The sequence below is a fragment of the Paenarthrobacter sp. 10L412 genome, assembly GCF_056395565.1.
Genome location: NZ_JBFTJT010000007.1, coordinates 302,643 through 315,745, shown reverse-complemented (window position 1 = coordinate 315,745; position 13,103 = coordinate 302,643). Strand labels below are relative to the sequence as shown.

Here is a 13,103-nt window from a genome sequence, read left to right as displayed (position 1 = left end):
GCCCCGGCTTCCAGTGGTGCTGGGACGCGCTAGAAGCCGTGGCGGGGTATGGCTCTCTGGTACTGCGGAACCCAGGACATTTCGTGTCCAAGCTCATAAGCGGCCCTGAGCCACCAGTGCGGATCGCGCAACGCTGCCCGGGCCATGAAGACCGCATCGGCACGTCCGTTCGCCACGATATCCTCGGCCTGCGTGGCACTCGTGAGCAGGCCCACCGCACCGGTGAGTACACCGGCGTCGCGTTTTAGCTGTTCGGCGAATCCAGCCTGGTACCCGGGAGCGGGCCTGATGTGTTGATGGGCGACCGCCCCGCCGCTGGAGACGTCCACGAGGTCGACACCGCGTTCGGATGCGGCCTTGGCCAGGCGGACGGAGGCATCAACATCCACTCCCCCTTCAGCCCAATCAGTTGCGGAAATCCGCAACAACAGTGGCATGGAATCCGGAATGACCTCCCTCACGGCGTCCACGACAGCGAGCATCAACCGGTTCCGCCCATTCTCTGTGCCACCCCACCTGTCGGTTCGAGTGTTGATAAGGGGGCTTTGGAACTGGTGAAGCAGATACCCGTGTGCGCCGTGGATTTCCACGGTGTCAAACCCGATCGCCACAGCCCGGGCGGCCGCAGCTGCAAAGTCGGCTACGACTCCCCGGATGTCTTGTTCGCTCATGGCTTCCGGCGCTGCATAGCCGTCGTAGGGCTGTTGGGTGGGACCAAAAGTGACCCAGCCGCCGTCGGATGCTGGAACGGAACCGTTCCGGTCCGAAAACGGCCAGTAAGTCGACGCCTTACGCCCGGCGTGCGCGAGCTGGGCGCCGATCTTGCAGTCGACGGCGCCGTGCTGGTGAACGAAGTGGACAATCCGCTCCCAGCCAGCTGCCTGCTCATCGGAGTACAGTCCAGCGTCCCTGGGGCTGATCCGGCCTGAGGCATTCACCGCAGCAGCTTCACTCAGGATCAATGCAGCACCACCTGCGGCAAAGGATCCGAGGTGCATCAAGTGCCAGTCGTTGGGAACGCCTTCACCTGTTTCCGGCGTGCAACTGTACTGGCACATGGGTGAAACCCACCCACGGTGCGCAATGCTCAGCGAACGGAGCTGCAGGGGCGTAAACAGCGCCGAGGGCACTAGAACAGAACCCTCGCAAGTCCTTGACGGGCTTTGGCCACCCGCTCATCCGACGTGCCCACTACCTCGAAAAGTTCAAGCAGGCGTAGACGGGCGGTCTCGCGCTCGGGACCGAAATTCCGGCCGATGAAGGCAATGATGCGGTTGAATCCATCCTCGATGTGCCCACCGGAGATGTCGAGGTCGGCCACGCCCAATTGGGCCTGCACATTATCGGGCTCCTGTGCGGCCAGCTCCCGGAGGTTTTCAGCTTCGGGAGCTGAGAACTTCTCAAGCCGGGCCATCAGCTCCACCTGGGCCAGGCCTGCCTTGGCGTCGGCGTCTGCAGGCATCTCCAGTAGTGCTTGCTTATAGGCCGCGGCTGCCCCTGCGTAGTCTCCGGCCTCGATAGCATCTATGGCTGCTTGGTGGAGGGGAGGTAGCGGTGCTGGTTCCGCTTCGCCCTCCGCTGCAGCATCGCCGATGCTCCCGGTGACGCCATTGGCGGCTGCCACCTTGATCAGTTCATCAACGAGGCTACGAATCTGCTCGTCGTCGGCAGGACCCTGGAAAAGCGGTACGGGCTGGCCTTTGACGACGGCGACAGCCGTAGGTACAGCCTGGACCTGGAAGGCCTGTGCGAGTTGAGGGAACGCATCCACGTCAGCGGCAGCAAGAATCAACCGTCCGCCGTAGCTTTCGACGACGCGCTGGGCAGCGTCAAGGACGGCTGGAGATTCGGCTGTATAGCGTGACCAGAGGAGGAAGAGGACAGGTATCTGGGCGGACAACTGCACCAGATCCTGGAAATTGGTTTCGGTAGCGTCCACGCGAAGGGGCGCACGTCCCGATTCGGTACCGCCTGATTCACCCGATTCCGGACTACCGGAATCGGTCGGCACGCCTGCGGGCGGCGACTGGGGCGGGGCGGCGGGCCGGCGCAACGACGAGAGGTCGACGGCGCCGCGCAGGTTGAGCTGGCTGGCAGCGGCTGGAGTGGGTCGGTATCCGGGCGAACTCATACCGTCCACTCTAGCCGCTGCCTTGCCAAGGGCATGTCCTACTTGAAGCTGGCTCCCACGAGTCCCCGGGTAGCCGCCACAAGCTTCATGGGATCAGCCGAACCTGCCGGCGGAATGTAAACCGCCACGGACTCGGCGAAGTTCAGCACCATGCCGGTGGTGGTTTCCTTGCCGCCGGCGAAGACAGCGGAGTCGTCCTCAAGAATGAGTTTGTCCCCTGCCGCTTTCGGCGTCCCTTCGAACGCGAAGTCCAGGCGTCCCACAACCAGGGCGCCACCATCAGCTGTGCGCAGCACCACGGTCTGGTTGTTCACGGGGGTGTGGGAGAACTTGAAGTTGGCACTGGTCCCGTTCTTCACGGTGTCTGCCTGGTAGGCAAGGGCACCGGCGATGTACGGCGAGGATTGACCATCAGCCAGCTTGCTCCTGTTAGGCGAGTCAGGAGTTGTCAGCATCTCGCCAAGGATTCCCAAGGCTTCGTTGCCGCTGTAAGCCAGCCCGGTCTTGTCGTCAGCTGCCGCAGGAGCGGTTCCGTCACGGGGAACGGGGAACGACGGGAAGTTGGTGCCCGGCTGCAACGGAGCGCTGCCCCAGAGCTTGTAGTTTTCCCGCGGTGAGAGTTGAACCAACGTCAGGACCTGGGGCACAACGTTGCCCTCGCCCTGGGTCAAAGCAAAGACCGTACGGGGCCAGTCGCGCTTGGTACTGATGACGCTGCTCTGGAGCTTGGTGGCACGAACCGGCATGCGGGGCTCGTAAGCAGACACCGTGGAGCGGATCTTGTAGTTCTGGGTGCGGACCTGAAGTTCCATCTTGTCCACGCGCGGCGCGAGCTTTGCAGCATCCTTGGCGGCATCCGCTGCGTCTACAGTGCTGGCAACCTGCTCCAGGATGCGCTGCAGTTGCGATTCGAGCATCACAGGTGCTGCGTCCCCTTCCATCGAAGCGGAAGAAGAGGGGCTGGAGGTGTCCAAAGGCTTAGGGGTGGACGTTGCCTGGGCAGCGATCGCCGAACTTCCCACAAGCGCGGTAGCAAGAGCCGCGGCAACGGCAGTAATGCGCAGGCTTGAGCCTTCTGCTCCAGCGCCCCGGCCACCGTCAGCTTTGCCGGGCGGCGCCTGAACGGGCAGGGAAGTGGTTTCCCCGCCACTATGCGATCCACCGAAGTCATCATCCTTGCGGTGCTCATCGCCCTTGCGACGGTTGCTGATGGCCTTGGTGATGAACGGGAGGGCTACTCCGGCCAGCATGATGATAATGCCAAGCACGATGAGCGGCACGGCCCATGGCGTGGTTGCGTTATTGGGGAAAGTCATCGAGATTGACGACGGCGCAGGCTTGGTTCCGTCGCTGGCTACCAGGAGGGACCACTCGCCTCCAGCAGGCGGGTTCCAGGTGTAGTCCAGCTCTCCGCTGGCGTCTTCTGTGTTAACCCACAGATCCGAACCAACAGGAGAGGGAGCAGTTGCCTCGCCGTCAGTGGAGGCCACCTCAAGGGACTTCTGGTCCTGGGAGACTCCAGTGAGGGTGTTGTGGGCAGTTTTCCCCACCCAGGCTTCGACGTCGTCCGGGCGGCCCGTAGCGACGATGAAGTTGCCTTCACCCTGGATCTTGATCTTCACCGGCCCGTCATGGAGGGCGATCAACTTTTGGTCGATCACGGTCAGCGGGGCAGCTTTTGTGTCACTGGGAACCGAGGCCGTCACGGTCTCGGCGGGGGCCCAGAAGGTCAGCTGGCCAATGCCGGCCAGCATCGTCAGCAGGCCCAGCAGCACCAGCAAGGCTGCAGTCTTCAAACGCACAGGATCACCTATCATCAGCGGTCGTTGAACTTCAAGGGTAACCGTTTTGTTATCAAAGAGTCAGATCGGCCCATCCCGACGGATACGTCTTGTTCCCTGCAATGGCGCCGCCAAAGCCGGATTCCGTGCTCCTGATAGTGTGGCGATGATCATGATAATCGGTAGAAAAGGCAGCAGAACCGCGTGAAAGACCACTTGGAGCCCCGTCCCATCGATGAGTCAGGGTCAACTGTGGTGGACGCCCCCGCGGATGGGACCTCCGCTACTGTTCCGGTCCGCACCGGACGCCTGGCCGCAATAGCCCGCAAGCTGAGGCAACCCATTCCGGGAGCCCGCACCCGGGTCCGGTTCGAGATGCCTCCCGAGGACGAGGCCGTTGCCGCAGCGGAGGGCATCAAGGCCGACGAGGACAACGATTTCGGTGCTCCTGGTCCCCGCATGTCATCCCAGCACCCGTTATATGTGGGCTTCATGGGCACGGCCGGGGTCGGCGTGGCCCTGCTGGTCTTTTATATCGCCAGCAATACCACCCAGCTGATCCTATGGATTGTTGCCGCGCTCTTCATCGCCCTCGGGCTGGATCCGGTAGTCCGCTGGCTTGAGACCCGAAAGGTCCCGCGCCCTGGCGGCATCCTGATATCTGTCTCTGTCCTGGTCCTTGCGGTTGCCGGTTTCTTTGCAACGTTGATTCCCACCATCGTGGAACAGGTTTCCGAGATCGTCCGGCAGGCGCCTGATTGGATACGGGGCTTCCTCGACTCGGATTTCTTCCGGACCGTGGACAGCCAGTTCGGCATTCGCGACCGCATCACTACCGAACTGGATAAGTTCGTCAAGGATCCCGAGGCCATGGGTGGCATCTTCGGCGGTGTGGTGGGCTTCGGTTCCACTGTGGCCAACGGATTGTTCGGCACGCTGATTGTGCTGGTGCTTAGCCTGTACTTCCTGGCTGCCCTGCCGTCAATGAAGAAATGGGCCTACCGCCTGGCGCCGAGGTCGCGCCGCCCCCGTGTCGAGGCACTTTCGGAAGCGATTACCGACTCAGTAGGCAACTACGTGATCGGCCAGGCCTGCGTCGCCCTGCTGAACGCATTCTTTGCCTTCATCGTCATGAGCATCCTCGGCATTCCCTTCAGCGTCCTGCTTGCCTTCGTGGTGGCGCTGTTGGCGTTCATCCCGCTGGTTGGCGGCATGATCGCCGCAGTCGTGGTTATCCTCGTGGCGCTCACAGCCGGTTGGCAAACAGCAGTGATCTACGCGATCGCCTACTTTGCCTACCTGCAGTTCGAGGCATATTTCATCTCTCCGCGCATCATGCAGCGGGCAGTGGCCGTTCCGGGCGCGGTGGCCGTGATCTCAGTTATCGCCGGCGGAAGCCTGCTGGGTGTCCTCGGTGCGTTGATTGCCATTCCGACAGCCGCAGCCATCATGCTGCTGATCAAGGAAGTCTTCATTATGCGCCAAGACAGGCACTGACTTTCCTCGTCTACTCATGCCGCGTTGGCGACCGGTCCCGCCCACTCACGTGGCAGACCGTCCACGCCGGCACCTGCCGGAGTGACGTCGTCGACGATTTCGTTCAGGACACGCGCTGCGTACTTCTCCCCCACCCACAGGTGCTTCGCGCCGTCGACGCCCACCAGCCGGGCTTGCGGTACCAGGCTGAAGCGTTGGGCTGCCTCCTCGGGTCGAAGGTAATCGTCGTGTTCCGGAACCAACACGGTCAGCGGTTTGCCGGAGGCTGCCCACTCCTTGAGGTGGACGTCCGTTGCGCGGTGGAGTGGAGGAGACAGGAGGACCGCACCCTCGATCTGCGACGCCACAGGTTCAACTGCGCCGTACATCAGCGCCAGTTCCGTCCCGAACGACCAACCCACCAACCACCGGTTCGGCAGGCCGCGCTCAACGGCGAAACGGACGGCTGCTTCGACGTCGTAACGCTCACCGATGCCCTCTTCAAACTGCCCTTGGCTGGTACCGCGCGGCGAGTGCGTGCCCCGGGTATTGAACCTCAGGACCGCTACACCTGCCAGCGCCGGCAGCCTGTAGGAAGCCTTGCGGTAGACATGGGAGTCCATGAAGCCGCCATGGGTCGGCAGCGGATGGAGGGTGATCAACGTTGCGGTAATCTCCCCCGACTCCGGCAAGGCGAGTTCGCCCAGCAGTAGTTTTCCGTCTTCCGTGGTGAATTCCACATTCTCCCGACGCGCGGGAAGGACGGTGGAGGCCCGGATCGCCGAGGGAGCGTCCTGCGCAGTAAAAACGAACGAGGCGGGGTCGAAAGTCATGCCTCCAAGCCTAAGGGAATCAGCGGGACTGGTCAGCGATACCGGTAGGTTCGTGACGTCCAGCAGTTGGTGTGCCAATGCCGGCGCTCGGCCAGTCCGGCGGCTTCGCCAAAGAGGTGATTGTCCGACCACACCACCAGATGTGCGATACCCGGGAGGATGGCTGTCGAGCAGCCCGGGCAGATGTACTGCTTCTCCGCCTTCCGCGCCGTCATGGTACGCACCATCCAGTCACCATCCGGGGCGCTTTCCCTGCGCGCAATCCCCGCCCTTGCCCGTTCCAGATCCAGTTCCGGGGCCTCGTCTGCCCACTTGCCGGCAGGTTTGTTCGAACGTGTGCTGGCGGCGTTGCGACGAGGGCGGTTGGAACGGGGCATGATTCCATTCTGCCCCAGCGACCGGCCGCCACCGGGTAAGGTAAGGCGGGTGCGACTCGTCATAGCCCGTTGTTCTGTTGATTATGTTGGCCGTCTCAAGGCCCACCTCCCCCTCGCCACCAGGCTCTTGCTCGTCAAGGCCGACGGCTCGGTACTGGTGCACTCCGACGGCGGCTCGTACAAGCCGTTGAACTGGATGAGCCCACCGGCCACGCTGCGCGTAACTTCCCCCGAAGAAACCGAAGTGGAAGAGGGCGTGGTTGAGCAGTGGACCGTGCAGTCGGCCAAGACCGATGACCGGCTCATCATCAACATCTACGAGCAACTGCATGACACCTCACATGACCTGGGTGTTGATCCTGGACTGATCAAGGACGGCGTGGAAGCTGACCTGCAACGCCTCCTGGCAGAACAGATCGAGACCCTCGGAACCGGATACTCACTCATCCGCCGGGAGTACTTCACCGCCATCGGCCCGGTAGACATCCTTGCCCGGGACGCAACCGGTGCCACGGTGGCGATTGAGCTGAAGCGGCGCGGCGACATCGACGGCGTCGAGCAGCTGACGCGGTATCTGGAGCTGCTGAACCGGGATCCGCTGCTGGCGCCGGTCCGTGGGATTTTTGCAGCCCAGCAGATCAAGCCCCAAGCCAAAGTCCTGGCCAACGACCGCGGAATTGACTGCATAACGCTGGACTACGACGCCATGCGCGGCGTGGATGACAGCGAGTCCCGACTCTTCTGATTCTTTCCTGTTCTCGCTCTCTGGGGGGAACCGCAGGCCACTAGAATCAGAGTCATGACTGCCGCAGACCATTTCGCCCATTCTTCCGCGCCCAGCCAACAAATCCTCACGGGAACACTCGTAAGTGACGGCGTGGTGGTGGAAGACGGCCTCCTGGCCATCGACGGCGACCGCATCGCCTACGCAGGGCCGGCGGACGGCTTTGACGCGGATGAGTTTGAAGGTTTCGGGCACGCCATACGAATCGGCGCGCCCAGCGGCCACTTCATCTTCCCTGGTTTGGTAGACGTCCACTGCCACGGCGGAAATGGTGGTGACTTTCCAGGCGGGGAGGAGGGCTCGGCCCGTAGAGCAGTCGAGTTCCTGCACCGCTCCGGCACCACAACTTTCCTCGCGAGCATGGTTACGGCGCCGCGTGAGGACCTCCTTCGCGGGATCGAACTCTATGTGAAGCTCGTCGATGAAGGTCTTGTGGCCGGCATCCACTTGGAGGGGCCCTTCCTCTCCCATGCACGATGCGGCGCGCAGAACCCGGACTACCTGCTGGAGCCGGACCTGGACCTCATGAACGAACTCGTGGGCGCTGCCGCCGGCAAACTTGCCACTATGACGTATGCCCCGGAATTGCCGGGGGCCGCTGCCTTGGTGGACTTAATGACCTTCCACGGCGTGACGCCATCGTTGGGTCACACCGATTGCGACGACGCCACTGCCGCTGCGTCATTGGCTGCCGCCCGTGAGGGACTCGAATCAGCAGGGTTCGACGGCGTCAGCTCGCTGCCGACGGTGACGCACCTTTTCAATGGGATGCCACCAATGCACCACCGCGCGCCAGGCCCCGTTGCTGCTTGCCTGCGGGCCGCCCAGGCAGGAAAAGCGGTGGTGGAACTCATCGCCGACGACACCCACCTGGACCCCAATACCGTGGCTACCGTTTTTCAGTTGGTGGGCGCCGGCAACATTCTCCTGGTGACTGATTCAATGGCCGCTGCAGGGCTTTCGGACGGAAACTACATGCTCGGACCGTCGCCGGTGACCGTCAGCAATGGCGTGGCAACCCTGGATGCCACTGGTTCCATCGCCGGGGGCACCGCCACGCTCCTGGAAGTGGTCCGCAAGACAGTGGCGGCCGGGGTCGCCCTTCCGGACGCCATCTGTTCGGCGACTGCAGTGCCTGCAGCCATTCTTGGACTCTCTGACGAGGTGGGTGGATTGCGCCGCGGCCTTCGCGCTGACGTTGTTACTACCGATCAGGAACTCGGCCTTACTGCAGTCATGCGTAACGGACAGTGGCTGGCTTAGGACAATCAGCCCACGGTGAATTGTGGTTGTCCGCGTTACCTTCTTTTTACCGAAAATTTTCCCGAATTGCCTTAAAGACCGTTGACCTCCGGCACGGCACATGAAAGTGTTGTAGCAGTCTTTGTGTAGGTGGTTTTCATGCTCGCAAGACGAGTTGCGAGCGTGAAGCTCCTGCGAAACCAGACAGGCCAAGCCTGGACGGAATCCGGATCTTCTCGCGGAGTAACAAGGGCCGGTACGAGGTGTATCGGACTGCTGTTCCATAATGAGGAGAAATACATGGCACTGGGAACCGTCAAGTGGTTCAACGCTGAAAAGGGCTTCGGCTTCATCACCCCGGATGACTCGGATGGGGATGTTTTCGTTCACTACTCTGAGATCCAGACCGGTGGTTTCAAGACCCTCGATGAGAACCAGCGCGTTCAGTTCGAGATCGGTCAGGGCGCCAAGGGCCCCCAGGCAACCGGCGTTACGGTCGTCTAGTCTTACCTGTTGATTTTGTTTGTTGCAGTTTCAACAAACGCCTTGGTCCCGGCTTTCCAGCCGGGACCAAGGTGTTTAACAGTCGAAATGTCGGATGAAATGTCTGATATTTCGACAACTCTTGTTACAAACCGTGAAGAAATGCTAAACGGCTTCTGAGAATAGGGCGTTGTCAATTCAAGCAACCAGTGTTCGCAGTAGTCTGGCAGATTGTCGCACAGACAATCCCGGAAGGTATGCGCGGCTCAGCGCCCTGCCTATTGCCGGCAACTGCAACGGCTCCTGGTAATACATGTACAAAGTTCGGTAGTCGGGTTGGAAACGTGACTTAAAGGAAGCCAGGGATCGGAAACCATAGACAGGTTCCAGGGCTTGTCCAACCAGGTCCAGCATGCCGGCAAGTCCTTCGGCCTGCTGATCAATCTCGTCCTTCTCCCGCGCCAACGGCGAACCGGAGAGCGAGATAACCTCCACCGACTCCCTGAGATGGAGGATGGCCGAGGCAATCAGGAATTCCATCACTCCCGGGAAGGCATCGCCGCGGCGACGCATGAAGTCCAAAGTCCAGCTGACAACACTGCCGTTCCGGTAGACAGGAAGCCAGCTGGTGACCCCGTAAACGAACCCTTCTGCATCAGTGGCCACGCAGCACAACACGTCAGGATCTTCAAGCTCATCCAGACCACCCAAAGTGAATCCCATTTCAGGCACGCGTTTTTGCGCAGCCCACTCTTCGGACACCTCGCCCACTTGCGCACGCAGAGCATGGGGCAGCGCGTCATACCGGCCCCATGTCGCGGTGATGCCCATCTTTGCTGCCCGGTTGAGGGATGTCCTGACGTTCTGCCACTCCTTGCCACGGAACTCCAAATCCCTGATCCTCAACCGGGTTTCCTGCGCGACAGCAACCCTCCGAAATCCGCGGGCCTGAAGCATGGGCCACAACTCATCCGTACAGGAGTAGAGGCAAGGTATCAGCGCATGCTGGGAGCAGAAATCAAGGAATCCTCCAGCAGTTTCCAAGTGGTGCTCCCTGAGCCCCACAGGACCTGCCAATGTCAGGGCGACATGGCCGTGCTGCTGGTATGCCACTGCCCCCGTACCGCCAGGATTGAACCAGTATTTGTTCGGCTCCCAGAGCGCCATCCACGACAACGAATCACCGCCGGCTTTCACCAACTCACGTGCGCGGTCCCGCCCTTGATGGTCCAGGCCAGCGGCATGGTGGCCACGGATGAGGAGTATCCAGACTCCAATCAACGCAACAAGCCAGAAGACGGTGCCGGAGTAGGAGAACAGAAAGACTTCAAAAGCGTCGCGCTCAGCAAAGACCTTGCGGTACACGCTGGGCAACGGAACCGGCAGGTACTGCCGGGCGAGCTCTGCACCCAAACCCAGCAAGCCGCCGTCGCGCGTCATGCCGCCCGAAGCCAGCCACACGGCGGTGTAGGCAAGCGCCAGGGACGCGCCTGTGAGGCCAACAAGCCAGAAAACGCGCCGCCGCAAACGGGCAGAGGATTCCACGCGGAAGTGTCCACGATAAGCGAACAAGAGGACTGCCAGGGTCAGCGGAACCAGGACCAAGGGAATCAGATGCACAACTGCCGGGTTCACCATCGCCGCTCGACGCCCCGGGGGCATGGGAATGCCCGCGAAAAGGCTCAAGTAGACAGTCGAAAGGGCCACTACAACCAACTGGACACCGATCGCTATCCCCAGTGCCAGGCGCCGTCCACGTCGCATGCCGTCGGCACAAATGAGCAGCAAAACCACGGGCACAACAGCAAGTGCCAAGCCAAAAGGGCCCGTGTAGCCCTGACGGCTCAGCTCCAGGCAAGCGACGTCAATGGTCCCGCCGCAATTGTTTTCCAATTGACTCAGCGTGGGGAGCGGGTTCAGGATGACATCCCGCAGCAAGGCCAGCGGTCCCGAAGGGCTCTTGACCGCAGCAGTCAGTATGGGACCGGCAGCGAAAATAGCCATGGTGAGGGCCAGCAGGTTCCGGACTTCACGGCCCGTGGAACGGTGCAAGTGAAGGTGTCCCTGGGTGCTCTGGGTCCACCACGCGGCCCCCAAGCCCAACAAGGCTCCCACAAGCCCCATTAAGGTCTCCGCGTGTCCGATGTACAGCACCAGCAGCAAGGAAAGAGAGAGGACCACGGTCCTCAACCGTCGCTGCCAAAGTGTTGGCAGTAAGGCACTGGCCGCAAGCGCTGTGGCGATCAAGGCGCCATAGGGTCCTATCAGGCGGGTATCAACCATCCGGGAGATCCAGCCGTCATCCACGTACCGTGCCACCTGGGTGACCAGGAGGAAGGCGGCAACGCATGCAAACTGGCTGCCCAGGAAGACCCCGGCCGTCCGGAAGAAGCCGAAACGCCGCTCTGCAAGCCCTAACAGGAAAAGGATCATGAGAGCTGCGGTGACGAACGCCAGCAGGTTGGTGGTGAAGAACAATGACGTCCAGATAGACCACCACTCCCCCGACCGCAACCCGGCCAGGGTCACGCCGGCCACAGGCAACAATGATTCTGCAGGCCCCCCAAGGATGCTTCCGGACACAATGGACACTGCTACGAACAAGGCAAGCACGAGCGTCGTGAACGGAGTGGCACGGAGATGTTTGGCCGTTTGCCTCAGGACGGGCTGCACAACGCCTTTCAGGGCAAGGCTCACTGGACTATTCCCCATCGGGAGGACAAGAAATCCAGGGCGCCAGGCATCCCCCGGACCACAGCATCCCACGAGTGGCCCGCGTGCTGGATGGAGTGTGCTTCAGTGGTAAAACCCGATGCCGTTCCAGCGTCCGCAAGAACATGCATGTAGCCAGTGAACTCAGTGTCCGTGGCGCCTGCCGCCAAGTACAGGCCACTGCCTGCGTAATCGCGCTGCTGCATCAAAAACAATGGGGTCCTTGACTCGAAAGCGGCCACGTCGCCGTCGAACGAGTCTGCGATGGTCTTATTCCGGTCCTTCGCCAGGGAGGGCTCCCGCTCAGCGGAAAAACCCACTATCGAAGTGAACACTTCAGGATGCTTTGTTCCCATTTGTACCGCGCACGTTCCGCCGAACGAAAAACCACCAACTGCCCACAGTCGGTGATCGTTTGATACTTCCAAAGTGGAACTGATCCAAGCAGGTACATCCTGGGAGAGGTAGGTGTCAGCCTGCGCGATGCGGCTGTCCATGCATAGGGTGTTGGCGCTTCCCGAGCCATTTGGGTCCACCACGACCGCGACGGGGGCGATGCCGCCATGGGCTTCAGCGAACCTGTCCAGTTGGGCACGGAGTTGGCCCCCGGTTAACCAATCGGCCGGGCCACCGGGTTGGCCTGAAAAGAGCACCAGCACCGGCAAGCTTGGCCGTGCTGCGGTTTGATAGGCCGGAGGCAGGTAGATGTAGGCTTCACGTGCTGTGAAGCCGGATGCGTTTCCCGGGATTTGAGCCTTCCGAAGGATCCCGCCCCGCGGCATTGACTCGGGAGCTTTCCAAACCGACGGCGCAGGTCCCGGCTTGCTGCCCGGAGCGCGTTGAAGGCTGTCCTCCAAGGGCTGGATACGGGCGACGGCCGTACCAAGAAGGTCCGCCACTGTGTTGTTCAGTCCGAAGTACACGTTTACTTGGACGACGCTCAAGAGAACTACGCCCAGCATCGCTGCCAGGCCGCCGGCACGACTTTTCCAGGTTGCGCGAGGAAAGCGCGTCGCAAACAGCAGAGCGGCGGCGACAGCCGGAACCGACCACGCCAGGGTCTCAAAGGGAAGATTTTCCGAGAAGATGGCCAAAAGATCAACCAGCACCCAGTGGGCCAGCGCCACAACCACAACGCCACCCGCCACGCAGGCTGCGACGGCCAGTGGCCAGGAACGCTGACGCCTCCACAGAAGGTACGCCGCTCCCGCCACACCGCCGATAATGCTCAACCACAGGAATGGTCCATCAACAAGGCTGATGTCCAGAAGAAAATCCATGGGG

11 protein-coding genes are annotated in these 13,103 nt (G+C 61.6%); 4 read left to right on the top strand and 7 right to left on the bottom strand.

The window, feature by feature from the left end; genetic code table 11:
• Positions 1-29: 29 nt before the first annotated feature.
• Genes AC1DD7_RS11725 through AC1DD7_RS11715 form a run of 3 tightly spaced genes read right to left on the bottom strand, consistent with a single transcriptional unit; the run spans position 30 to position 3,948 of the window.
• Positions 30-1,130 carry an NADH:flavin oxidoreductase/NADH oxidase gene (locus AC1DD7_RS11725; protein WP_477515090.1) on the bottom strand — a complete coding sequence of 367 codons (1,101 nt, stop codon included), beginning with the start codon at positions 1,128-1,130 and terminating at the stop codon, positions 30-32.
• A complete protein-coding gene (locus tag AC1DD7_RS11720; RefSeq protein WP_477515089.1) occupies positions 1,130-2,131 on the bottom strand; it encodes a co-chaperone YbbN in 1,002 nt (333 codons plus the stop codon). The genes AC1DD7_RS11725 and AC1DD7_RS11720 overlap by 1 nt, the downstream gene beginning before the upstream one ends.
• Before the next feature lie 38 nt (positions 2,132-2,169).
• A complete protein-coding gene (locus AC1DD7_RS11715) occupies positions 2,170-3,948 on the bottom strand; it encodes a DUF8094 domain-containing protein (RefSeq protein ID WP_477515088.1) in 1,779 nt (592 codons plus the stop codon).
• A gap of 168 nt (positions 3,949-4,116) precedes the next feature.
• On the opposite strand from AC1DD7_RS11715, the gene AC1DD7_RS11710 reads away from it, so the two are divergent.
• Positions 4,117-5,409, top strand: coding sequence for an AI-2E family transporter (locus AC1DD7_RS11710; RefSeq protein WP_477515087.1), 1,293 nt, complete (start codon positions 4,117-4,119; stop codon positions 5,407-5,409).
• A gap of 14 nt (positions 5,410-5,423) precedes the next feature.
• Here the strand turns inward: AC1DD7_RS11710 and AC1DD7_RS11705 are convergent, their stop codons facing one another.
• Together AC1DD7_RS11705 and AC1DD7_RS11700 are read right to left on the bottom strand one after the other, a co-directional pair.
• Entirely contained in the window at positions 5,424-6,221 is a 798-nt protein-coding gene (locus tag AC1DD7_RS11705; RefSeq protein ID WP_477515086.1) for an alpha/beta hydrolase, read from the bottom strand.
• Positions 6,222-6,253: 32 nt separating this feature from the next.
• Entirely contained in the window at positions 6,254-6,598 is a 345-nt protein-coding gene (locus tag AC1DD7_RS11700; RefSeq protein ID WP_224090942.1) for an ATP/GTP-binding protein, read from the bottom strand.
• Between the two features lie 49 nt (positions 6,599-6,647).
• Between AC1DD7_RS11700 and nucS the strand changes: the two genes are divergently transcribed.
• From nucS to AC1DD7_RS11685, 3 genes are all read left to right on the top strand, one after another.
• Entirely contained in the window at positions 6,648-7,343 is a 696-nt protein-coding gene (nucS, locus tag AC1DD7_RS11695; protein ID WP_216923947.1) for an endonuclease NucS, read from the top strand.
• Between the two features lie 54 nt (positions 7,344-7,397).
• Positions 7,398-8,645: an N-acetylglucosamine-6-phosphate deacetylase gene (locus AC1DD7_RS11690; protein ID WP_477515085.1), complete on the top strand. Its 1,248-nt coding sequence runs from the start codon at positions 7,398-7,400 to the stop codon at positions 8,643-8,645.
• Positions 8,646-8,924: 279 nt separating this feature from the next.
• Positions 8,925-9,128 (top strand): cold-shock protein, encoded by a 204-nt coding sequence (locus AC1DD7_RS11685; RefSeq protein ID WP_018776337.1) that lies wholly within the window; start codon positions 8,925-8,927, stop codon positions 9,126-9,128.
• A 177-nt stretch (positions 9,129-9,305) separates the two neighbouring features.
• Here the strand turns inward: AC1DD7_RS11685 and AC1DD7_RS11680 are convergent, their stop codons facing one another.
• Entirely contained in the window at positions 9,306-11,819 is a 2,514-nt protein-coding gene (locus tag AC1DD7_RS11680; RefSeq protein ID WP_477515084.1) for a phosphatidylglycerol lysyltransferase domain-containing protein, read from the bottom strand.
• Positions 11,801-13,099: an alpha/beta hydrolase gene (locus tag AC1DD7_RS11675; RefSeq protein ID WP_477515083.1), complete on the bottom strand. Its 1,299-nt coding sequence runs from the start codon at positions 13,097-13,099 to the stop codon at positions 11,801-11,803. The genes AC1DD7_RS11680 and AC1DD7_RS11675 overlap by 19 nt, the downstream gene beginning before the upstream one ends.
• Positions 13,100-13,103: the final 4 nt, after the last annotated feature.

Bases quoted from the DNA above. Each gene is read 5' to 3' on its own strand.
- AC1DD7_RS11720 (WP_477515089.1), bottom strand. From the start codon at position 2,131: ATGAGTTCGCCCGGATACCGACCCACTCCAGCCGCTGCCAGCCAGCTC.
- AC1DD7_RS11715 (WP_477515088.1), bottom strand. From the start codon at position 3,948: ATGATAGGTGATCCTGTGCGTTTGAAGACTGCAGCCTTGCTGGTGCTG.
- AC1DD7_RS11705 (WP_477515086.1), bottom strand. From the start codon at position 6,221: ATGACTTTCGACCCCGCCTCGTTCGTTTTTACTGCGCAGGACGCTCCC.
- AC1DD7_RS11700 (WP_224090942.1), bottom strand. From the start codon at position 6,598: ATGCCCCGTTCCAACCGCCCTCGTCGCAACGCCGCCAGCACACGTTCG.
- AC1DD7_RS11690 (WP_477515085.1), top strand. From the start codon at position 7,398: ATGACTGCCGCAGACCATTTCGCCCATTCTTCCGCGCCCAGCCAACAA.
- AC1DD7_RS11685 (WP_018776337.1), top strand. From the start codon at position 8,925: ATGGCACTGGGAACCGTCAAGTGGTTCAACGCTGAAAAGGGCTTCGGC.
- AC1DD7_RS11680 (WP_477515084.1), bottom strand. From the start codon at position 11,819: ATGGGGAATAGTCCAGTGAGCCTTGCCCTGAAAGGCGTTGTGCAGCCC.
- AC1DD7_RS11675 (WP_477515083.1), bottom strand. From the start codon at position 13,099: ATGGATTTTCTTCTGGACATCAGCCTTGTTGATGGACCATTCCTGTGG.